Source organism: Kribbella sp. NBC_00382, from assembly GCF_036067295.1.
GTDB lineage: Bacteria > Actinomycetota > Actinomycetes > Propionibacteriales > Kribbellaceae > Kribbella.
In genome coordinates this window covers 8,374,788-8,395,381 of sequence record NZ_CP107954.1, presented here as the reverse complement: position 1 = coordinate 8,395,381, position 20,594 = coordinate 8,374,788, and the positions used below count along the sequence as shown (strand labels likewise).

Sequence of the window (20,594 nt, the reverse complement as noted above, 5' to 3'; positions counted from 1 at the left end):
GAGCGGCGAGGTGTGAGCCTGATGCTGGCGCCGACTTGCGCGATCCTGCCGACTTGGGTGGAACACTGGGGGAGTGGACCTGCTCGAAGAGCTCCGGACGCTGATCCTGCGGCATGCCGTCGGGCAGCGCGGGCACAGCCGGCACCTGCTGGACGGTGTCCAGGTGAGCCGGGTGGACGCGCCGACCGAGTTGAGCGCCGGCGTGGCCGAGCCCTCGGTCGCGATCGTTGCCTCGGGCGTCAAACTGACGCTGCTCAACGGGGTCGCCTACGAGTACAGCGCCGGGCAGTTCCTGGTCACCTCGCTGGACCTGCCGGTGATCGGCCAGGCGCTGAAGGCCAGCGCGGACGAGCCGTTCGCGGTGGTCAGCATCCGGCTCGACCCGCTGGCGATCGCGCCGCTGCTGCTCGAGACGCCGGCCCGCCCACCGCAGTACGGCGGCATGGTGGTCAGCGACGCGACCGCCGACCTGCTCGATCCGGTCGTCCGGTTGTTGCGGATCGCTGACCGGCCGGACGACGTACGGGTCCTAGGCGCGGGCATCCGGCGCGAGATCCTCTGGCGCCTGCTCACCGGTGACCAGGGTGCGCTGGTTCAGCAGATCGGGCTGGCCGACGGCATGCTCGCCCACATCTCGGACGCGATCCGCTGGATCCGGCAGCACCACAACGAGCCGATCCTGGTGGCCGAGCTGGCGGATCTGGCCGGGATGAGCCCGTCCACCTTCCACCGGCACTTCCTTGCGGCCACCTCGATGACGCCGATCCAGTTCCAGAAACAGCTACGCCTGCAGGAGGCCAGGGTCCTGCTCCGGACGCAGCCCCTGACCGCCGCCGAGGTCGCGTACCAGGTCGGCTACACCAGCCCCGCCCACTTCACCCGGACCTACCACAAGGCCTTCGGCCGTACGCCGGCCGAGGACCGAACCCCTTAAGCCATAAGGCCTTCATAGGCCGCGAACACCATGCCGAGCCCGCGCTCGTCCCCCAGCGCGCTCTCCTCCAGCATCTGGTTCATCACGTACGCGACGGTGAGGCGGGTCTCGAGGTCGACCAGCACAATCGACCCTCCCCAACCACCCCAACTGCAGGTCCGGCCCTGCACGCTGTACCCCATCCCGTAGCGCATCCGGCCGCCGAACAGCTCGTCGATGCCGGAGAACTGCTCCTCGAGGACCCGCTCGCACCCGGCCTTCGACAGCAACCGCACCCCACGCGCCTCGCCGCCGGAGGCAAGCACCGACTGCACGGCCGCGACCGACCGTGCGTTCCCGAAGCCGGCGGCCGATGGGATATCGGCCCGCCGCCACGCCTCGGTGTTGGCGGTCTCAGCAGGAATCGGCGGGTTCCCAGGCCCTGCCGCGACCAGCTCAGGCGCTCTGGTCGGAGCTGGAATGACCGGCGAGACCCGGTGGTCGTCCTCGGGCGGCACGGTCAGCTGGAAGTCGGCGCCGAGCGGCCCGGCGACCTCCTCGGCGAAGAAGGTGGCGAGGGTCCGGCCGGTTGCCCGCCGTACGATCTCGCCGATCAGAAATCCCTGGGTCACCGCGTGATAGGCGCCGACCTCCCCAGGCGGAGAGCTCGGTGCCTGCTCGGCCAGCAGGCTGGTCATCAGCGACCAGTCGTAGAGCTGCTCGGTCCGTACCGGTACCTCCCAAGTGGGCAGGCCCGAGGTGTGCCCGAGCACCTGCCGCACCAGCACCTTGTCCTTGCCCAGGGCACCGAATTCTGGCCAGTACTTCGCCACCGGCGCGTCCAGGTCGAGTACGCCGCGATCGGCCAGGATCAGCATCGACAACGCGGCCATCGTCTTCGTCGTGGAGAAGACGCAGGTGATCGTGTCGGACTCCCAGGGCCTGGTGCGGGCCTCGTCGAAGTACCCGCCCCACAGATCCACGACGGGCTCGTCCCCCAGATAGACGGCGACCGAAGCCCCGACGTCCTTACCGTCCAGCGACGCGACCAGCGCCTCCCGCACCGCCCCGAACCGGGCGTCGCAGGTCCCCTCAACCTCAGCCATGCGGCTCATCAAACGCCGATTCCCGCTCGGCACCAACCGATTTGTTCGGTAGGCACCGGGATTTCATCACGCTGACAGCATGTGCTGCTACAACCAGTGAATGCGCAAACTGGGGATCATCTTCGTGGCGGCGCTGACCGCCCTGCTCATTCCGCTGCAAGCCCACGCCGTCACCGGGTGGCGGATCGTCGGATCCGACAACGCCCGGCCGCTCGACGAAGGCCAGGGACTGGCCACGGTGACGCGTGGTGGCACGACGTCGTACCGGTACACCGGGAGCACGACCATCCCACTCGATCTGCTGCTCGGCGGCTGGAACCATGTCGGCGATCCGGGTGCCGCCGGTGGTTGGTACGTGGAGCCGTACCAACGCGACGACCGGGGCGCGAAGCTGTACCGGGTGCAGTCGCCGGCCGGTAAGTGGGCCAACTACAAGCACGCGCTGGAGTCCTGGGAGGCCAGCAACAACAGCTTCTCCGCGGTATCACCGGACGTGCACTGGATGGTGACCGGCGAGTGGGGAACGATGGACCGGCTGCTGGTACTTCCGATGCCCGGGGTCGGCGCCACCAACCCGGCGCAGAACCTGCCGTACGCCTCGGCGATCCGGCTGAACCACCAGGTCCGCGACATCCAGGGCTGCGACTTCGTCACCGCGACCCAACTGCTCTGCGCCTCCGACGACCCCGACGGCACCCTCTTCGGTACGACGAAGCCGCTCCTGCAGGTCGATCTCTCCGCCCCGGTCGGCAGCACCGACGTCACCGGCACGGTCACCTCACTCGGCCGACTGCCCTTGCAGAGCGCCTGCACCGGCACCTTCGAGGTAGAAGGCATCGACTACTTCGAGCCCGACGCCACCCTCCGCGTCATCGTCCTCTCGCCCAGCGTCTGCATCACCACCGACAGCAAGACCTACCGCTTCCAGCGCTGAGAAAGCACGAAAGCCCGTGACCAGTTCGGTCACGGGCTTCTTGCTTTCGGGCGCCCCCGGCAGGATTCGAACCTGCGCACCCGCCTCCGGAGGGCGGTGCTCTATCCCCTGAGCTACGGGGGCTCAGGAACGAGCAGAACCTTAGCAGGAAATTCAGTGAGGGTTCGCATTGGGGGAGACCCTGGTCGGTCCCTGGGTCTTCCGTGTTGCGGGATCCCACTGGGTACCGGAGTCGTCATAGTGGACGTAACCCCAAGCACCGAAAGGAAAACGAACTCATGGCTAGCTCCTTGGTCCGACCGTCCGGTAACCGCTGGATCGGCGGTGTGTGTGCCGGTCTGGCGCGCCGCTTCGGCATCTCCGCGAACACGATGCGGCTCATCTTCGTGATCAGCTGTCTGCTGCCCGGTCCGCAGTTCCTGATCTACATCGTGCTCTGGGTGATGATGCCGTCGGAGGACTGACGCGGGTGGCATGAAACCCTGCTCCCCATGAGAGCGGGTCTGCTGGCGGTCGCCGTCGCACTGAGCCTGGTACCGGTGCTGAGCGGCTGCCAGGTCGGTCCGGCCGAACCCGGGCCGGCGGAGCTGAGGACGAGCGCACCCCCGTGGAGCGCGCCACGGGATGCGGTCTCGTACATCGACAAGGCCGGGTTCGAGCGGTTGCCGCTCGACTTCAGCGGCCCGGCGCCGTACACGCTGAAGCTCTCGGTCACGGTCGACGGCAAGCCGGTGGAGATCCCGGCGGACATCGGCGTCGACCGGCTGCGCGCCGAGCAGGCGGCGGTCCACACGCACGGTACCGACGGGGTGCTGTGGGTGGAGGCGAAGACGAAGGCCGAGCGCCCCACCCTGAACCAGTTCTTCACCCTCTGGGGAGTCAAGTACGACGACCGCTGCCTGGCCGATGCCTGCGGCTCGCTGACCGTCGTCGTCAACGGCGAGAAGGCCGCCTGGGACACCAAGCTCCCCCGGGAGAGCGTCATCCAGGTCGCAGCCAAGCACTGATCGGGTGGCAGGAAGGTGGCAACCGCCCCTGACAACCCCTAGGGCCCGCTTGACTACCGGTATGAACAGCAAGCTCGCAGTAGTCGCCACCGCCCTCGCAGCACTCGCCTTGACCGGCTGCGGCGGCCAGAACGACAACGGCGCGGCCGCCCCGGCCTCCACCACCCCCGCAAGCCCCACGGCCACCCCCACCCCAGGCCCCGGCGACACCCCACCGCCCGACACCGCCGGTACGCCGACCCCGCCGGCCAAGCCGCTCCCGAAGGCGGCTGACGGTACGAACTACAAGGCCTGCGCCGACTCCCGCTGCGAGGTCACGGTCCGTACCGGCACCCGCCTCCCGGTCAAGCGGAGCACCCTGGGCTTCACCAGCACCCTGAAGATCGACCGCGTGAGCGACGGCACGGTCGCCTACAGCGCCAAGGGCGGCTGCTGCAGCCTCAGCACCAGCGCCCAGGGCCCCGGCAAGAGCTACATCCTCAACAGCCTCAAAGTCACCACCGTCTCGGTCACCGGCAAAACGGCCATCCTCAGCCTCAAACCCGCCTGAGCGGCCGCCCGGGAGCGGCGCCGTACCGGGCTGTGGATACTGGGTCAAGGGTTTGGCGCGCTGGCCATTAGGCTGGCCCGGTGACTCCGGAACAGCTCGCTGAGAAGATTTTGTTGGCTCTGACCGCGCTCGTCGACGACGGGACGTTGACGGTCGAGGGTGGGCTGCCTGGTGAGCTCAAGGTCGAGCGGCCCAAGAATCCCGAGCACGGCGACTACGCGACCAACATCGCGATGCAGCTGGGCAAGCGCTCCAGCCTGGGCAACCCGCGCAAGCTGGCCGAGCTGCTGGCGGCCAAACTGCAGGACGACGACGCCATCACGGCGGCCGAGATCGCCGGCCCGGGCTTCATCAACATCCGGGTCGCGGCCGATGCCCAGGGCAAGATCGCGGCCCAGATCCTCGAGGCGGGCGCGGCGTACGGAAGTACCGACTCGCTCAAGGGCCAGCCGATCAACCTGGAGTTCATCTCCGCCAACCCGACCGGCCCGCTGCACCTCGGCCACACCCGCTGGGCCGCCGTCGGCGACGCGCTGGCCCGGGTGCTGATCGCCGCCGGCGCCAAGGTCACCCGCGAGTTCTACGTGAACGACCGGGGCGCCCAGATGGAGAAGTTCGGCGCCTCGCTGATGGCCTCGGCCAACGGCGTACCGGTGCCGGAGGACGGGTACCACGGCGAGTACATCCACGACCTCGCGGCGCGGATCGTCGCCGAGGAGCCGGGGATCAAGGAGCTGCCCGAGGCCGACCAACTGGTCGCGTTCCGCGAGGCCGGCTATGTCCGGCAGCTCAAGGAGCAGCAGGACCAGCTGGCTCAGTTCCGGACCGAGTTCGACGTCTGGATGTCCGAGCGCACCCTGCACGAGCAGAACGGTGTCGGTCACGCGATCGAGAAGCTCCGCGCGCAGGGCCACCTGTTCGAGGCCGACGACGCGCTCTGGATGCGCACCACCGACTTCACCGACGACAAGGACCGGGTGCTGATCCGGACCAACGGCGAGCCGACCTACTTCGCCTCCGACGCCGCGTACTACGTGAACAAGCGCGACCGCGGCTTCGAGGTCTGCATCTACCTGCTCGGCGCCGACCACCACGGCTACGTGAACCGGCTGAAGGCGATCGCGGCCTGCGCCGGCGACGACCCCGAGCACAACATCGAGATCCTGATCGGCCAGCTCGTCAAGATCCTCAAGAACGGTGAGGAGATGAAGCTGTCCAAGCGCGCGGGCACGATCGTCACGCTCGCAGAGCTGGTCGAGGAGAGCGGCGTCGACCCGCTGCGGTACACGCTGTGCCGCTACCCGGTCGAGTCGCCGCTGACGCTCGACATCGAGGAGATGACCCGCCAGGTCAGCGAGAACCCGGTGTACTACGTGCAGTACGCGCATGCCCGGCTCGCCTCGATCCTGCGCAACGCCGACGAGCTCGGGATCAAGCTGGACGAGTTCGAGCCCGGCCTGCTCAGCCACGAGAAGGAAGGCGACCTGCTCCGCGCGCTCGCCGACTTCCCGCGGGTGATCGCCACGGCCGCCGAGCTGCGCGAGCCGCACCGGGTTGCCCGCTACCTCGAGGACACCGCGTCGGCGTTCCACAAGTTCTACGACGTCTGCCGGGTACTTCCGCGCGGCGACGAGGAGATCGAGCCGGTGCACAAGGCTCGGCTGACCCTGGTCGGCGCCACCAAGACGGTCCTCGCCAACGGGCTCGACCTGCTCGGCGTCAGTGCCCCGGAGCGGATGTGAGGGCGCACGAGGCGGGCACGCTGCACGCCGACCTCGGGCACAACTCACCGCCCTGGCTGCGCGCGCCCCGTGACCCCAACGACTTGGTCACTTCGCTGTGGTCGACGACCGCCAAGAAGAACGGCGACGGCGCCCTCGAGGTCGGCGGCGTCGACCTGCGCGAGCTCGTCGCGGAGCACGGCAGCCCGGCGTACGTGCTGGACGAGGACGACTTCCGGGCCCGGGCGCGCGCGTTCAAGCTCGGCTTCAAGGACTTCGACGTCTACTACGCGGGCAAGGCCTTCCTCAGTACGACCGTCGTGCGCTGGGTGATGGAGGAGGGGCTCAACCTCGACATCTGCTCGGGCGGCGAGCTCGCCGTCGCTCTGCGAGCGGGCGCCGACCCGAAGCGGCTCGGGTTCCACGGCAACAACAAGTCCGAGCAGGAGCTGGCCCGGGCGCTCGACGCCGGCGTCGGCCGGATCATCGTCGACTCCGAGTACGAGATCACCCGGCTGATCGAGCTGGCCAAGGAGCGCGGCGTCGTCGCGCCGCTGATGGTCCGGGTCACCGCGGGCGTCGAGGCGCACACCCACGCGTACATCGCGACCGCGCACGAGGACCAGAAGTTCGGCTTCTCGATCACCTCGGGCGCGGCCTACGAAGCCGTTGCCCGGATCAACGAAGCGCCCGAGCTGGAGCTGCTCGGCCTGCACTCGCACATCGGCTCGCAGATCTTCGACTCGTCCGGGTTCGAGGTCGCCGCGAAGCGCGTGATCGCCTTGCACGCAAGGGTTTCCGACGAGCTCGGCGTGGACATGCCCGAGCTCGACCTCGGTGGCGGTTTCGGCATCGCGTACACCACCCAGGACGACCCGTCCGACCCCGCGCAGCTGGCCACCGAGATGGGCAAGATCGTCGAGCACGAGTGCCGCGGGCACGGTATCGACGTGCCGCGGGTCTCGATCGAGCCCGGCCGCGCGATCGTCGGCCCGGCGATGTGCACGGTCTACGCGGTCGGCACGGTCAAGGAGGTCGCACTCGATGGCGACGCCTACCGCACCTACGTCTCGGTCGACGGCGGGATGAGCGACAACATCCGCACCGCGCTGTACGACGCCGACTACTCCTGCACGCTGGCCAATCGCTACTCCGAGGCCGGGCCGACGCTCGCCCGGGTGGTCGGCAAGCACTGCGAGTCGGGCGACATCGTGGTGAAGGACGAGTTCCTGCCGGCCGACGTCACGCCGGGCGACCTGGTCGCCGTACCGGGCACCGGCGCGTACTGCCGGTCGATGGCGAGCAACTACAACCACGTACCGCGGCCACCGGTGATCGCGGTCAAGGACGGGCAGACGCGCGTCGTCATCCGTCGCGAGACCGAGGACGACATGCTTGCACTGGACATGGGGGCCGAGTGAAACCGTCAGGCAAACCCTTGAAGGTGGCGCTGCTGGGTTGCGGCGTCGTCGGGACCGAGGTGGTCCGGATCCTCACCGAGCGGGCCGACGACCTCGCCGCCCGGGTCGGCGCTCCGCTGGAGATCGCCGGCATCGCCGTACGCCGAGCAGGCCGGGCGCGCGACATCGCGGTCGACCCGGCCCTCATCACCACCGACGCCCAAGCGCTCGTCTCGCGCGGTGACCTCGACCTGGTGATCGAGGTGATCGGCGGGATCGAACCGGCCCGCAGCCTGATCCTCACCGCTCTCGAGCATGGCGCTTCCGTCGTCACGGCCAACAAGGCGCTGCTCGCGGAGGACGGCCCGACCCTGTTCGCCGCCGCGGAGAAGTACGAGCGAGATCTGTACTTCGAAGCCGCCGTCGCCGGCGCGATCCCGATCCTGCGCCCGTTGCGTGAGTCGCTGGCCGGTGATGACGTGACCCGGGTGATGGGCATCGTCAACGGCACCACGAACTACATCCTCGACAAGATGGACTCCACCGGCGCCGGTTTCGACGAGGCGCTCGAGGAGGCCCAGGCCCTCGGGTACGCCGAGGCCGACCCGACCGCCGACATCGAGGGTTTCGATGCCGCCGCCAAGGCTGCTCTGCTGGCCAGTTTGGCCTTCCATACCAGGGTTTCCATCGCTGACGTGCACCGCGAGGGCATCACCGAGGTGTCCGCGACGGACATCGCCTCGGCCCGCGAGATGGGCTGCGTGGTGAAGTTCCTGGCGATCTGCGAGCTGGACGAGGAGAACGACTCGGTCGGCGCGCGGGTCTACCCGGCGATGATCCCGCTGAGCCATCCGCTGGCGTCGGTCCGGGACGCGTACAACGCCGTTTTCGTGGAATCCAAAGCGGCCGGCCAGCTGATGTTCTATGGTCGTGGGGCCGGCGGCGCCCCGACGGCCAGCGCTGTCCTCGGGGATCTGGTCTCCGCCGCGCGCAACCGGCTCAAGGGCGTGCCGGGGGTCGGCGAGTCGTCGTACACCCAGCGGGCCGCCCGTCCGATGGGTGCCACCCGGACTCGCTATCACGTGTCGCTGGACGTGGCCGACAAGGCCGGCGTGCTGGCGGCGGTGGCCCTCGCGTTCTCCGAGCACGGCGTGTCGATCCAGACCGTCCGCCAGGAGGGCCGGGGTGGTGAGGCGCAGCTCGTCGTCGTCACCCACACCGCCACCGACGCCGCACTCTCCGCGACCGTGGAAGCCCTGCGCGACATGGACATCGTCCGTGAGGTCAGCAGTGTGATGCGGGTCGAAGGGGATTGAAGACAATGAGTCAGCAGAGGCCACAGCAGCGACCTCATCAATGGCGAGGCGTGATCGAGGAATACCGCGACCGGTTGCCGGTCTCGGCGGACACTCCGGTGGTCACGCTGGGCGAAGGCGGTACGCCGCTGGTGGCCGCGCAGTGGCTGAGCGAGCAGACCAATTGCGAGGTCTGGCTGAAGGTCGAGGGCAACAACCCGACCGGCTCGTTCAAGGACCGTGGCATGACGGTGGCGATCTCGCTCGCCGCACAGGCCGGTGACAAGGCTGTTGTCTGCGCCTCGACGGGGAACACGTCGGCGTCGGCCGCGGCGTACGCGGTGCGGGCGGGGATGCTGCCGCTGGTGCTGATCCCGGCCGGGCGGATCGCGAAGGGCAAGCTGGCGCAGGCGATCGTGCACGGCGCGAAGCTGGTGTCGATCGACGGTGGCTTCGACGACTGCCTGCGGATCGTGCGTGAGCTGGGCAAGCACTACCCGGTCGCGCTGGTGAACTCGGTCAACCCGGTCCGGCTGGAAGGCCAGAAGACCGCGGCGTTCGAGGTGTGTGACGCGCTTGGTGATGCTCCTGACTTGCACCTGCTGCCGGTTGGGAACGCGGGCAACATCGCGGCGTACTGGAAGGGCTACCAGGAGTACCGGAAGGACAAGATCTCCTCGAAGGTCCCGCAGATGTGGGGTTTCCAGGCCGAGGGCGCGGCGCCGATCGTGACCGGCCGGATCGTCGAGAAGCCGGACACCCAGGCGACCGCGATCCGGGTCGGCAACCCGGCATCCTGGACCCTCGCCGAAGCCGCCCGGGACGAGTCAGGCGGCCGCATCGAGGCAGTCACCGACGACCAGATCCTCTCCGCCCAACGTGAGTTGGCCGCCCGAGAAGGCGTCTTCGTAGAACCCGCCTCAGCCGCTGGCGTCGCCGGCCTACTGGCAACGAAGGCGGCAGGTCGCCTCGACGGCGGCTCCACCATCGTCATCACAGTCACCGGCCACGGCTTGAAGGACATCGACACTGCACTGTCTTATGCAACGGTCGCCGAGTCCCCGGTCACGCCGGCCGACACCGACGCGGTCGCCCGCGTGGCTGGGCTGGTTTGAGTTGGCCTCGACCAGCGACCAGTCAGCCGGGCGAGAGTTCGCCGACGCTGGAAGGCGTGGTGGCGAGCTGGACGACGGCGAAACGGCCAGCGGCGATCCGTTCGGCAACTCGGCCGGCCGCGAGACGGCCGACGGTGTAAGCGGGCACGTCGGATCGGGCAGCGGCGAGTTGGATGACGGCGAAGTGGCCGGCGGCACTCCGGGCAGCGACGCGGCCGACGGCGGGTCCGGGCTAGGCGCAGCCGGGGCGGTTCGGGTTCGGGTGCCGGCTACCAGTGCGAATCTTGGGCCGGGGTTTGATGCGTTTGGGTTGGCGTTGACCCGGTATGACGAGTTGACGGTGGTTCCTGGTGGTACCGGGGTGAGTGTTGAGGTGACTGGGCCCGGTGAGGGTGAGGTCGCGCTGGATGAGTCGCACCTGGTGGTGCGGGCTATTCGGGCTGGGTTGGATGCACTTGGGGCGTCGGTGCCGGGATTTACGTTGCGGTGTGAGAACCGGATTCCGCATGGGCGGGGGTTGGGGTCGTCGTCGGCTGCGATCGTTGGGGGGATCGCGGCGGCGTACGGGTTGGCGGGGGAGCCGTTGGATCGGGAGCGGGTGGTGGAGCTCGCTCACGAGATCGAAGGGCATCCGGACAACGTGGCTGCTTGTGCGTTGGGTGGGTTCACGATCGCGTGGACCGATGGGGACACCGGCCGGACAGTTCGGTTGGAGCCGTTGGCCGAGTTGTCGGTAGTTGCGTACGTGCCGTCGACGCGAGTGCTGACCAAAGAGGCTCGCGGGTTGCTGCCATCCGCAGTACCGCATGCAGATGCAGCTGCAAATGCAGGACGGGCCGCATTGCTCGTTGCTGCGTTGACCTCGCGGCCATCCTTGCTGATGACAGCGACCGAGGACTGGCTGCACCAGGAGTACCGGCAACCCGCGATGCCCGAGAGCCTTGCCCTTGTGCACAAGCTCCGGGGAAGCGGTCTGGCCGCGGTCGTCAGTGGCGCCGGCCCGACGGTGCTGGTGATCGGCGAGGAGCCCGAACGTGCCGACGAAGCACCGGACGGCTGGCGGCGGTACGAGCTCGGCATCGATCCACTCGGTGTACAGGTCTGGCCCGCGGATGCAGAACTTCTGCTCGCCGAGGGCGGGAATGAACGATCCCGGACACGCGTTGAACATCCCGAGGCAGCAGACTGACCCTGATGGGTGCTAGTCTCGACTCACCCGATCGCCTTCCAGGTGATCGGCGAACTCTCGCCGCATCGGGCTTTGTTCCCGGCACCCCAGGTGTACGTGGCGATCTCCCAGTGAAGAACTTGCGCCGCCTGCGCCGGAGATTTCCGGGGGACCCAGATTCAGCGAGAGCCGCCTCTTTGTTACCCCGCGTCGCCGTTTCGTCGGTCGCGGGAGATGATTCCGGGCGATGAGCCTCTCAGGACATCGTCCATCCGTGTGGGAAGGACCTCACGTGACAGAAACTGTTGAAGCCTCCAGCGGAGCCGGTACCTCGGCCCCGGGCACTGACGCGACGGCTACCGCCGGAACGCGGCGCCGCAAGACCGGAGGCGGCCTCGAAGGCATGCTGCTCCCCGAGCTCAAGCAGCTCGCCGGGACGCTCGGCATCAAGGGCACCGGCGCGCTGCGCAAGGGCCAGCTGATCGAGGCGATCAAGGCCAACCAGGCGAGTATCGGCGCCGCGGGCTCTCGCTCGCGGTCGAGTCAGCCGACCCTGGACGAGGCCGCGGAGCCGGTGGCCACCAAGGCCAGGGCCAAGACCGCTGAGGTCAAGGCCGAGGCTCCCGCTCAGGACGCACCGCAGCGGGCCGGCAGTCGCCGGACGCGCGCCGCCGCCACCCAGAGTGGCACGGAGACGGCCGAGCAGAACGGCGCCACCACCAGCGTCACCGACCGGTCGGCCGAGTCGGCCCCGGTCGCGGCGCGGAACGGCGCAGCCACGACTGAGGTCGTGCAGGCGCCGGAGAAGACTCGTGAGCCGGCCGACAGCCCGTCGATCGAGCAGAGCACCGACCGTGGCGAGAGCCGCGGCGACCGTACCGAAGGCAACCGCGACCGCAACCGTGGCCGCGACAACGCGCGGGACACCCAGCGCGACAGCCAGGCCCGGGACAGCCGCGACGGCCAGACCCGCGACAGCCGTGAAGGCCAGACCCGGGACAGCCGTGACAGCCAGGCCCGCGATGGCCAGGCGCGTGATGGCCAGGCTCGCGACTCTCAGCAGAGCCGCGGCGAGAGCCAGCGGGACGGCAACCGCGACGGTCAGCGCACCGATCGCGATGCCAACCGCGATGGTGGCCGCGACAACAACCGCGACCGGCAGAACCAGAACGACCGGGGCGAGGAGGGTGAGGGCCGTCGCCGTCGCCGCCGGGGCCGCGATCGGGACCGCACCACCACCGACCGTCCCACCACCGACCGCAACGACCGCAACGATCGCGGCGGCCGGGACAACCAGCGCAACCGTGGCCGCAACGACCGCTTCGAGCCGGAGCCGACGATCAACGAGGACGACGTCCTCGTTCCCGCGGCCGGCATCCTCGACGTGCTCGACAACTACGCCTTCGTCCGGACCAGTGGCTACCTGCCCGGCCCGAACGACGTGTACGTCGCGCTGTCGATGGTTAAGCGCTACGGCCTGCGCAAGGGTGACGCGATCACCGGCGCGGTGAAGCAGCCGTCGGACGGCGAGCGCAAGGAGAAGTTCAACCCGCTGGTCCGGATCGACACCGTCAACGGGTCGGACCCCGAGGTCGCCAAGCAGCGTCAGGACTTCAACAAGCTGACCCCGCTGTACGCGACCGAGCGGCTCCGGCTCGAGACCGAGCCGAACATCCTGACCACCCGGATCGTCGACATCGTCAGCCCGATCGGCAAGGGCCAGCGCGGCCTGATCGTCTCGCCGCCGAAGGCCGGTAAGACGATGGTGCTGCAGGCGCTCGCCAACGCGATCACCACGAACAACCCCGAAGTACACCTGATGGTCGTGCTGGTGGACGAGCGGCCCGAAGAGGTCACCGACATGCAGCGCACGGTCAAGGGTGAGGTCATCGCCTCGACCTTCGACCGGCCGGCCGACGACCACACCACGGTCGCGGAGCTGGCGATCGAGCGGGCCAAGCGCCTGGTCGAGCTCGGCCACGACGTGGTCGTCCTGCTCGACTCGATCACCCGCCTGGGCCGGGCGTACAACATCGCGGCCCCGGCCAGCGGCCGGATCCTGTCCGGTGGTGTCGACTCGTCGGCGCTCTACCCGCCGAAGCGGTTCTTCGGCGCGGCCCGCAACATCGAGGACGGCGGCTCGCTGACCATCCTGGCGACGGCGCTGATCGAGACCGGCTCCAAGATGGACGAGGTCATCTTCGAGGAGTTCAAGGGCACCGGCAACATGGAGCTCCGGCTCCGCCGCGAGTTCGCCGACCGCCGCATCTTCCCCGCCATCGACGTGGTCGCCTCCGGCACCCGCCGCGAGGAACTGCTGATGTCGAAGGACGAGACCGCGGTGGTCTGGAAGCTCCGCCGGGTGCTGAGCGCGCTGGACGGTCAGGCCGCGCTGGAACTGCTGATCGGCAAGCTCAAGGAGAGCAAGTCGAACATCGAGTTCCTGCTCCAGGTGAACAAGACGACTCCGTCGGCCGGCAACGGTCACACGACGGACAACGGTAACTAGAAGTAACCACAAGCTGACCGAATCGCCCCGGAATACCGGGGCGATTCGTCAGGTTGGGGCCTGAGATGGCAAACTTGTCTGTTGGTTCCGGTTCACGTTCGTACCAAGCGGACGACCCGGGCCCGCCTTTGACTCGAGGAGATCCATGAAGAGCGACATCCACCCGAACTACGTGCTGACCAAGGTGACGTGCACCTGTGGCGCGTCGTTCGAGACCCACTCGACGGCCGAGAGCGGCACCATCCGCTCCGAGGTCTGCTCGCAGTGCCACCCCTTCTACACCGGCAAGCAGAAGATTCTCGACACCGGTGGCCGCGTCGCCCGCTTCGAGAAGCGGTACGCGAAGAAGTAGCGACTTTCCGGCGCCGGTCCACGAGTCCCCCAGGGGATTCGGGACCGGCGCCGTTGCGTTGTCCACAGTGGAACCGAAGGAAGGAGTGCAGGCATGTTCGAGGCAGTGCAGTCGCTGAAGGCGGAGTACGCCGAGCTGGAACGGCGGATGTCGGATCCTGAGCTGCACTCCGACCAGGCGGTCGCGCGGCAGGTCGGCAAGCGGTACGCCGCGCTGGCGCCCGTGGTGCGGACGTACGCGGAGTGGTTGCAGACGGCCGATGACATCGAGGCCGCCAAGGAGCTTGCCCACGAGGACGCGAGCTTCGCGGAAGAGGCGACCAAGCTCGAGCGCCGGCGCGATGAGCTGGCCGAGAAGCTGCAGGTGCTGCTGGTGCCGCGTGACCCGAGTGACGACAAGGACGCGATCCTCGAGATCAAGGCGGGGGAGGGCGGCGACGAGTCGGCCCTTTTCGCCGGCGACCTGCTCAAGATGTACCTGAAGTACGCCGAGTCGCAGAACTGGAAGACCGAGGTGCTCGACTCGGCCGAGTCCGACCTCGGCGGGTACAAGTCGATCACCGTCGCGGTGAAGGCGAAGGGCACGCCCGAGCCCGGCGAAGCGCCGTACGCGAAGCTGAAGTTCGAAGGTGGCGTGCACCGCGTGCAGCGGGTGCCGGTGACCGAGTCGCAAGGCCGGATCCACACCAGCGCGGCCGGTGTCCTGGTGCTGCCCGAGGCCGAGGACGTGGACGTCGAGATCGACCAGAACGATCTGCGGATCGATGTCTTCCGGTCGTCCGGCCCCGGCGGCCAGAGCGTCAACACGACCGACTCCGCCGTCCGGATCACCCACCTGCCGACCGGCATCGTCGTCTCCATGCAGAACGAGAAGTCCCAGCTGCAGAACCGCGAGCAGGCCATGCGGGTACTGCGATCCCGGCTGCTCGCCGCCGCGCAGGAGGCGGCTGACCAGGAGGCGTCCGACGCCCGCCGGTCGCAGATCCGTACGGTCGACCGCTCCGAGCGCGTCCGCACCTACAACTTCCCGGAGAACCGCTTCTCCGACCACCGGGTCGGCTACAAGGCGCACAACCTTGACCAGGTGCTCAACGGCGAGCTTGCCCCGGTGATCCAGGCACTGACCGATGCGGACCTCACCGCTCGTCTAGAGGCCGTCGAAAGCCAGTGAGCGTCCGTACGTTGCTAGCGGAGGCCACTGCCCAGCTGGCCGACGCAGGGGTCGCGTCCCCCGACTACGACGCCGCTGAGCTGCTTGCCCACGTCACCGGCGTACGGCGGATGCAGTTGGGGCTCGTGAAGCCCACCGCCGACCAGGAGGCGCAGTACGCCGCCCTGCTCGCCCGTAGAGCGCAGCGTGAGCCACTGCAACACCTGACCGGTACTGCGGCCTTCCGCTACCGCGACCTCGCAGTAGGGCCAGGGGTGTTCGTACCGCGGCCTGAGACCGAGGTGCTCGTCGGCTGGATCCTCGACCGCATCGCCGACGTCGAGAACCCGCTAGTGGTCGACCTCTGCAGCGGCTCAGGTGCAATCGCGGGCGCCGTCGCTACCGAGCGACCCGACAGCACGGTGCATGCAGTCGAGCTGTCGCCCGAGGCGTGCGTCTGGGCCCGGCGCAATCTGGCCGGGACCGGGGCCACCTTGCACGAGGGCGACATCGACGGCTGCCTACCGGAGCTGGACGGCCAGGTCGACGCGGTGATCTCCAATCCGCCCTACATCCCTTTGACTGCTTGGGAATCCGTCACCGCCGAGGTGCGTGACCATGACCCGGCGCTGGCGCTCTGGTCGGGTGACGACGGGCTCGACGAGATCAAGGTCGTCGCCGCCACGGCCGGTCGTTTGCTGAAGCCCGGTGGCTGGTTCGGCTGCGAGCATGCGGACGTACAGGGGGAGTCGGCGCCGGCCGTCTTCGCGGCTACCGGTCTCTTCACCGAGGTACGCGATCAGCTCGACCTGACTGGCAAGCACCGCTTCGCCACTGGGCGCAGAGTTCACTCGTAGACGACGAACTCCGGGCGCGGCTTGAGCGCCATCACCTGTGCCGGCGTCATCAGCGGGCCGTGCCGGGTGTCCTCCTGGTAGAAGAGCTTGAACCCCGCATGCACCCCGGCGGCCATCGTCGGAGTGAGCTTGCGCCAGGTGGACTCCTTGTCCTTCCGGTTGCCGATTCCGTCGACCGACTTGATCGTGACGACGCCCGGATGTTCCTTCAGGGCCTTCTCATTGCTGACGATCCGCGTCGACAGTTGGTGGAAGACGAACACCTTCTCCGGCAGGTCGTTCTGCTCGACCAGACCGGACAGGTACTTCGCGATGCTGTCCAGCTCGCCACCGCTGGTGTGCCCGAAGACCCGGCCCGGCACCTGGCCCGGACCGACCGCCCACTCGGGGTCGAAGGCGAGGCCGACGTCGGGTTCCTTCAGCCAGCGCTCCTGCCGTTTCACCTCGTCGAGGATCTTCGCCCGGCCGGGCTGGATGTCGAGCAACAGCAGCATCTTGTGCTCGCGCGCGACCTTCAGGTAGTTCTCGATCTTCTCGTCGGCCAGCCGGTTGCGGTACTTGCGATCCTTGCCCGGGCCGCCGCTCGCGACGACGACGATGAGCTCGAGCACCGGCAGCGGAGTACGCCCGACGGCGTACGACTTGGCGAGCTTCTCCAGCTTGTCCGCCTTCGCGTCCAGATCCTTGTCGAGCGGCCCGAGTGCAGGTGAGCCCGGCAACCCGACGTACCCAACCAGCTGGTACTTCGGGAACAGCTGCCGCCCACCACGAGGAAGATCCCCATCAGCCGGCGGACCAGGCATCGAACTAGCAGCCGACGACTTCGGAACAGGCTTGAGCACCGGCCCCGGCCCCGCATCCGCTTTACCGTCGCTGCAGCCCGCCGCCAGCAGCAGCATCAAGCTCGTGACAACGACAGCCGTCCTACGCACCGCACCAGGGAACCACGCTCCGCCGACAAATCCACACCCACCACCACCCGCCCCACCGACCACCCGCCTCGCCGCCCGCAATCTCGGGGGTTAACCCCTCAAATGGTGGGTTGCCACCCCGGAATCTTGGGTGGCAACCCGCAATCTCGGGGGTTAACCCCCGAGATGGGACGCCGGGGGGTGCTGGGGCAGCGGGAGGGAGGCTGGGCGGGGAGAAAGGCGGGGCGGGCGGAGCGGTGGGCGAGGGAAGCGGGGTGGGCGCGAGGAGGTGCGTCCCGCAGAGTGGTGTACGGCGTGGTGGTGGCTAGCCCGGGTGCGGACGTGGGCCAGGGAGGCGGAGTGGGGCTGTGTGGGTGGTGGCCTGTGGGTGGTGTTGGTCAGGCCTTGGCTACGTAGTCGTCGATCTCGGTGAGGAGGTTGGTTTTGGTGGTTTCGTCGGCGAAGGAGGTGTGGACTGCGGTGCGGGCCAGGTCGGCGGCGCCTTGGTTGTCGAGGTTGAGGAGGTCTGCGGCGACGGCGTACTCGTTGACCAGGTCGGTGCCGAACATGGGCGGGTCGTCGGAGTTGATGGTGACGACTAGGCCGGCGTCGACCATGCCGCGGAGCGGGTGCTCGTCGTACGACGCGACGACGCGGGTGGCGAGGTTGGAGGTCGGGCTGACCTCGAGCGGGATCCGGTGCTCGCCTAGGTAGTCGACCAGAGCCGGGTCCTGCAGGGCAGAGGTGCCATGGCCGATCCGCTCAGCCTTGAGCACGCGCAGGGCGTCCCAGATGGTCTCCGGGCCGGTGGACTCACCCGCGTGCGGCACGCTGTGCAGACCGACGGCGCGGGCGGCATCGAAGTACGGGGCGAACTGCGGCCGCGGTACGCCGATCTCCGGGCCGCCGAGCCCGAAGCCGACCAGGCCATCGGGGCGGATCTCGGTGGCGATCCGCAGCGTCTCAGCGGCCGCGGGCAGACCGGATTCGCCGGGGATGTCGAAGATCCAGCGCAGCACGACGCCGAACTCCTTCTCCGCTGCGGTCCGGGCGTCCTCGATCGCCTCGCAGAACGCCTCGGCGGCCATTCCGCGCTTGACCGACGAGTACGGCGTGACGGTGAGTTCGGAGTACCGGATGTTCTGGCCGGCCATCTCGCGGGCCACCTCGTAGGTGAGCAGCCGGACGTCCTCGGGCGTGGTGATCAGGTCGACCACGGACAGGTAGATCTCGATGAACTTGGCGAAATCGGTGAAGACGAAGTACTCCGCCAGCGCGGCCGCGTCGGCGGGCACCGCCGAATTCGGGTGCCGGGCGGCCAGCTCGGCGACGATCCGCGGCGAGGCGGAGCCGACGTGGTGGACATGCAGCTCGGCCTTCGGCAGGCCGGCGAGAAAGTCGCGTGTCACAGTCATGGCCGGGATCTTATGCACGGCCGCGGGCGGTCCGCCGGGAAGCTGACACGCGAATGTCAGGGTGCACCCGATTGGGGCGGGTGACCACCGGAGTGGCACGATTCACTCCGTGAGCGAGCGCTTTGACTTCACCGGTGACGAGTTGGCCCCGGCCTACCGCGCGGCCGTGGACGCGATCGAGGCGGGCGACCTGGTCGTCCTGCCGACCGACACCGTCTACGGGATCGCGGCCGACGCCTTCAAGGCCGACGCCGTCCAGCGGCTGCTGGACGCCAAGGGCCGCGGCCGCGACATGCCGCCGCCGGTGCTGATCTCGGTGGTCGAGTCGCTGGACGCGCTGGCGACCGACGTACCGGAGGCCGGCCGGAAGCTGTGCGAGAAGTTCTGGCCGGGGCCGCTGACCGTGATCTGCCACGCGCAGGGTTCGCTGATGTGGGACCTGGGGGAGACCCAGGGGACCGTGGCGCTGCGTGTGCCCGACCACGAGAACACCCGTGAACTCCTGTCCCGCACCGGACCGCTCGCAGTGAGCTCGGCGAATCTGAGCGGGCAGCCGGCGGCACTGGACGTGTACGACGCCGAGGCGCAGTTGCTCGACTCGGTCGCCGTCTACCTCGATGGTGGGGTCGCCACCGGCGGACAGCCGTCGACGATCGTGGACCTCACCGGCGACGTCCCGCACGTCGTCCGGATCGGTGCCCTGTCCGTCCAGCAGATCCGCGACGTCGTCCCCGAAGCCACCACGGACCTCGAACCGGACGACAAGCCCGCCGACGAGAAGCCCGCCGACGAGAAGCTCGCTGACGAGAAGCCCACAGACGAGAAGCTCGCTGACGAGAAGCCCGCCGACGAGACCGTCCAGGACGCGAAGCCGCAGGACGAGCCAACCGAAATACCGGCCGAGGCGTCCAACGAGAAGACCGAAGACAAGCCCGAGGATGACAAGGCAGCTGATGTGAGGCCTGCGGACTAGTGCGCGAGTATCTGCTGGTCCTGTTCGTGGCGATGGCCACGACCTTCCTGCTGACCGGTGTGGCCCGGCAGATCGCGTTGCGGTACGGCGCCGTCGCCAAGGTCCGCACCCGGGACGTGCACAAGGTCCCGATCCCGTACTTCGGCGGCATCTCGATCCTCGGCGGCCTGATCGCCGGCTTCGCGGTCGCCTCCAGCCTGCCGTTCCTCGGTGACAGCCTGCAGGTCGCGCACGACGCGCGGGCGATCCTGATCGGCGGCGTGGTGATCTGCGCGGTCGGCGTCGTCGACGACCTGTACGAACTGGACGCGATCACCAAGCTGGCCGGCGAGGTCCTGGCCGTCGGCGTGATGGTTGTCCAAGGCATCCAGTTGTACTGGCTCCCGCTGCCCGGCGGCATCTTCTCGCCGCCGCCCGCCCAGCTCGCCGTGCTGACCGCCGGCATCCTGCTCGTCTCCACCAACGCGGTGAACTTCGTCGACGGCCTGGACGGACTGGCCGCCGGCGTCACCGCGATCGGCGCGGCCGCCTTCTTCACCTACTCGTACCTGCTGAACGTCGAGCAGAACCTCGACCGCGCCACCACCTCGACCCTGATCACGGTAGCGCTGGCCGGCGCCTGCCTGGGCTTCCTGCCGCACAACTTCTTCCCAGCAAGAGTTTTCATGGGTGACTCAGGGGCCTTGCTGATCGGTCTGATGCTGGCCGCGTCGACGATCAGCCTGACCGGCCAGATGGACCCCAACGCCGTCCCGTACGAGGTCGGCGGCTCCAGCCTGCTGCCCGCACTGCTCCCGCTGATCCTCCCGATCGCGGTGCTGGCGATCCCCGCGCTCGACCTGACGCTGGCCTACATCCGGCGTACCAAGGCCGGCCGTTCCCCCTTCGCCGCCGACAAGCTCCACCTCCACCATCGCCTGATGCAGCGCGGCCACTCGCACCGCCGTGCGGTCCTGCTGATGTACCTGTGGACCTTCCTGATCGCCTTCGGCGTGGTGGTCCTGGGCCTCCAGCTGAAGTGGTGGACCGCCCTCCTGGTACTCACCGTCGCGGTCACCGCCATCCTCCTCACCACCGGCCTCCCGAGGCGCTCCGCGCGGACCCTGTCGAAGGTCTGACCAGGACCAGACCAGTGGGTCTCGTGGCCTACCGATAAGGTGTTCGTGTACAGCGGCAGGGACGCTGGTTTTGCTGACCGTGCAGACTTTGTGCTAGTTTT

19 protein-coding genes and 1 tRNA gene are annotated in these 20,594 nt (G+C 68.5%); 16 read left to right on the top strand and 4 right to left on the bottom strand.

Translation table 11 applies throughout. The features are described 5' to 3' along the window. The first annotated feature begins 73 nt into the window (after positions 1 to 73). A complete protein-coding gene (locus OHA70_RS39325; protein WP_328326919.1) occupies positions 74 to 934 on the top strand; it encodes an AraC family transcriptional regulator in 861 nt (286 codons plus the stop codon). Here OHA70_RS39325 and OHA70_RS39320 read toward each other — a convergent pair. Beyond that, the gene (locus OHA70_RS39320; protein WP_328326917.1) at positions 931 to 2,019 is read right to left on the bottom strand and encodes a serine hydrolase domain-containing protein; all 1,089 of its coding nucleotides are present in this window, start codon (positions 2,017 to 2,019) and stop codon (positions 931 to 933) included. The genes OHA70_RS39325 and OHA70_RS39320 overlap by 4 nt on opposite strands. A gap of 100 nt (positions 2,020 to 2,119) precedes the next feature. Here OHA70_RS39320 and OHA70_RS39315 point away from each other — a divergent pair, with 100 nt between their 5' ends. Further along, positions 2,120 to 2,953, top strand: a complete 834-nt coding sequence (locus OHA70_RS39315; RefSeq protein WP_328326915.1) for a hypothetical protein — start codon at positions 2,120 to 2,122, stop codon at positions 2,951 to 2,953. Positions 2,954 to 3,004: 51 nt separating this feature from the next. Here the strand turns inward: OHA70_RS39315 and OHA70_RS39310 are convergent. Beyond that, positions 3,005 to 3,076: transfer RNA gene (locus OHA70_RS39310), tRNA-Arg, on the bottom strand. A 155-nt stretch (positions 3,077 to 3,231) separates the two neighbouring features. Here OHA70_RS39310 and OHA70_RS39305 point away from each other — a divergent pair. The 12 genes from OHA70_RS39305 (at position 3,232) to prmC (ending at position 16,076) form a co-directional block, all read left to right on the top strand. Further along, on the top strand, positions 3,232 to 3,417 hold the full coding sequence (locus OHA70_RS39305) for a PspC domain-containing protein (protein ID WP_328326913.1): 186 nt from the start codon (positions 3,232 to 3,234) through the stop codon (positions 3,415 to 3,417). A gap of 27 nt (positions 3,418 to 3,444) precedes the next feature. Beyond that, positions 3,445 to 3,960: a hypothetical protein gene (locus OHA70_RS39300; protein WP_328326911.1), complete on the top strand. Its 516-nt coding sequence runs from the start codon at positions 3,445 to 3,447 to the stop codon at positions 3,958 to 3,960. 61 nt (positions 3,961 to 4,021) lie between these two features. Beyond that, the gene (locus tag OHA70_RS39295; protein WP_328326909.1) at positions 4,022 to 4,510 is read left to right on the top strand and encodes a hypothetical protein; all 489 of its coding nucleotides are present in this window, start codon (positions 4,022 to 4,024) and stop codon (positions 4,508 to 4,510) included. An 80-nt stretch (positions 4,511 to 4,590) separates the two neighbouring features. After that, a complete protein-coding gene (gene argS, locus OHA70_RS39290) occupies positions 4,591 to 6,252 on the top strand; it encodes an arginine--tRNA ligase (protein WP_328326907.1) in 1,662 nt (553 codons plus the stop codon). Further along, positions 6,249 to 7,652: a diaminopimelate decarboxylase gene (lysA, locus tag OHA70_RS39285; RefSeq protein ID WP_328326905.1), complete on the top strand. Its 1,404-nt coding sequence runs from the start codon at positions 6,249 to 6,251 to the stop codon at positions 7,650 to 7,652. The genes argS and lysA overlap by 4 nt, the downstream gene beginning before the upstream one ends. Beyond that, complete coding sequence (locus OHA70_RS39280) at positions 7,649 to 8,947, top strand: homoserine dehydrogenase (RefSeq protein WP_328326903.1); 1,299 nt, start codon at positions 7,649 to 7,651, stop codon at positions 8,945 to 8,947. Before lysA ends, OHA70_RS39280 begins: the two co-directional genes overlap by 4 nt. A 5-nt stretch (positions 8,948 to 8,952) precedes the next feature. Continuing rightward, positions 8,953 to 10,041 (top strand): threonine synthase, encoded by a 1,089-nt coding sequence (gene thrC / locus OHA70_RS39275; protein WP_328326901.1) that lies wholly within the window; start codon positions 8,953 to 8,955, stop codon positions 10,039 to 10,041. Position 10,042: 1 nt separating this feature from the next. Further along, positions 10,043 to 11,230: a homoserine kinase gene (gene thrB, locus OHA70_RS39270; RefSeq protein ID WP_328326899.1), complete on the top strand. Its 1,188-nt coding sequence runs from the start codon at positions 10,043 to 10,045 to the stop codon at positions 11,228 to 11,230. Positions 11,231 to 11,501: 271 nt separating this feature from the next. Continuing rightward, positions 11,502 to 13,718: a transcription termination factor Rho gene (gene rho / locus OHA70_RS39265; protein WP_328326897.1), complete on the top strand. Its 2,217-nt coding sequence runs from the start codon at positions 11,502 to 11,504 to the stop codon at positions 13,716 to 13,718. A gap of 145 nt (positions 13,719 to 13,863) precedes the next feature. Further along, positions 13,864 to 14,070, top strand: a complete 207-nt coding sequence (rpmE, locus tag OHA70_RS39260) for a 50S ribosomal protein L31 (protein WP_328326895.1) — start codon at positions 13,864 to 13,866, stop codon at positions 14,068 to 14,070. Positions 14,071 to 14,163: 93 nt separating this feature from the next. Then, on the top strand, positions 14,164 to 15,240 hold the full coding sequence (gene prfA, locus OHA70_RS39255; protein WP_328326893.1) for a peptide chain release factor 1: 1,077 nt from the start codon (positions 14,164 to 14,166) through the stop codon (positions 15,238 to 15,240). Further along, positions 15,237 to 16,076, top strand: a complete 840-nt coding sequence (gene prmC / locus OHA70_RS39250; RefSeq protein WP_328326891.1) for a peptide chain release factor N(5)-glutamine methyltransferase — start codon at positions 15,237 to 15,239, stop codon at positions 16,074 to 16,076. Before prfA ends, prmC begins: the two co-directional genes overlap by 4 nt. On the opposite strand, the gene OHA70_RS39245 is transcribed toward prmC, so the two are convergent. Both OHA70_RS39245 and OHA70_RS39240 read right to left on the bottom strand, forming a co-directional pair. After that, positions 16,067 to 17,008 carry a hypothetical protein gene (locus OHA70_RS39245; protein ID WP_328326889.1) on the bottom strand — a complete coding sequence of 314 codons (942 nt, stop codon included), beginning with the start codon at positions 17,006 to 17,008 and terminating at the stop codon, positions 16,067 to 16,069. The genes prmC and OHA70_RS39245 overlap by 10 nt on opposite strands. Positions 17,009 to 17,385: 377 nt before the next feature. Then, positions 17,386 to 18,402 (bottom strand): adenosine deaminase, encoded by a 1,017-nt coding sequence (locus OHA70_RS39240; protein WP_328326887.1) that lies wholly within the window; start codon positions 18,400 to 18,402, stop codon positions 17,386 to 17,388. Between the two features lie 109 nt (positions 18,403 to 18,511). On the opposite strand from OHA70_RS39240, the gene OHA70_RS39235 reads away from it, so the two are divergent. Beyond that, entirely contained in the window at positions 18,512 to 19,375 is an 864-nt protein-coding gene (locus OHA70_RS39235; RefSeq protein WP_328326885.1) for an L-threonylcarbamoyladenylate synthase, read from the top strand. After that, on the top strand, positions 19,375 to 20,493 hold the full coding sequence (locus OHA70_RS39230) for a glycosyltransferase family 4 protein (protein WP_328326883.1): 1,119 nt from the start codon (positions 19,375 to 19,377) through the stop codon (positions 20,491 to 20,493). The genes OHA70_RS39235 and OHA70_RS39230 overlap by 1 nt, the downstream gene beginning before the upstream one ends. Positions 20,494 to 20,594: the final 101 nt, after the last annotated feature.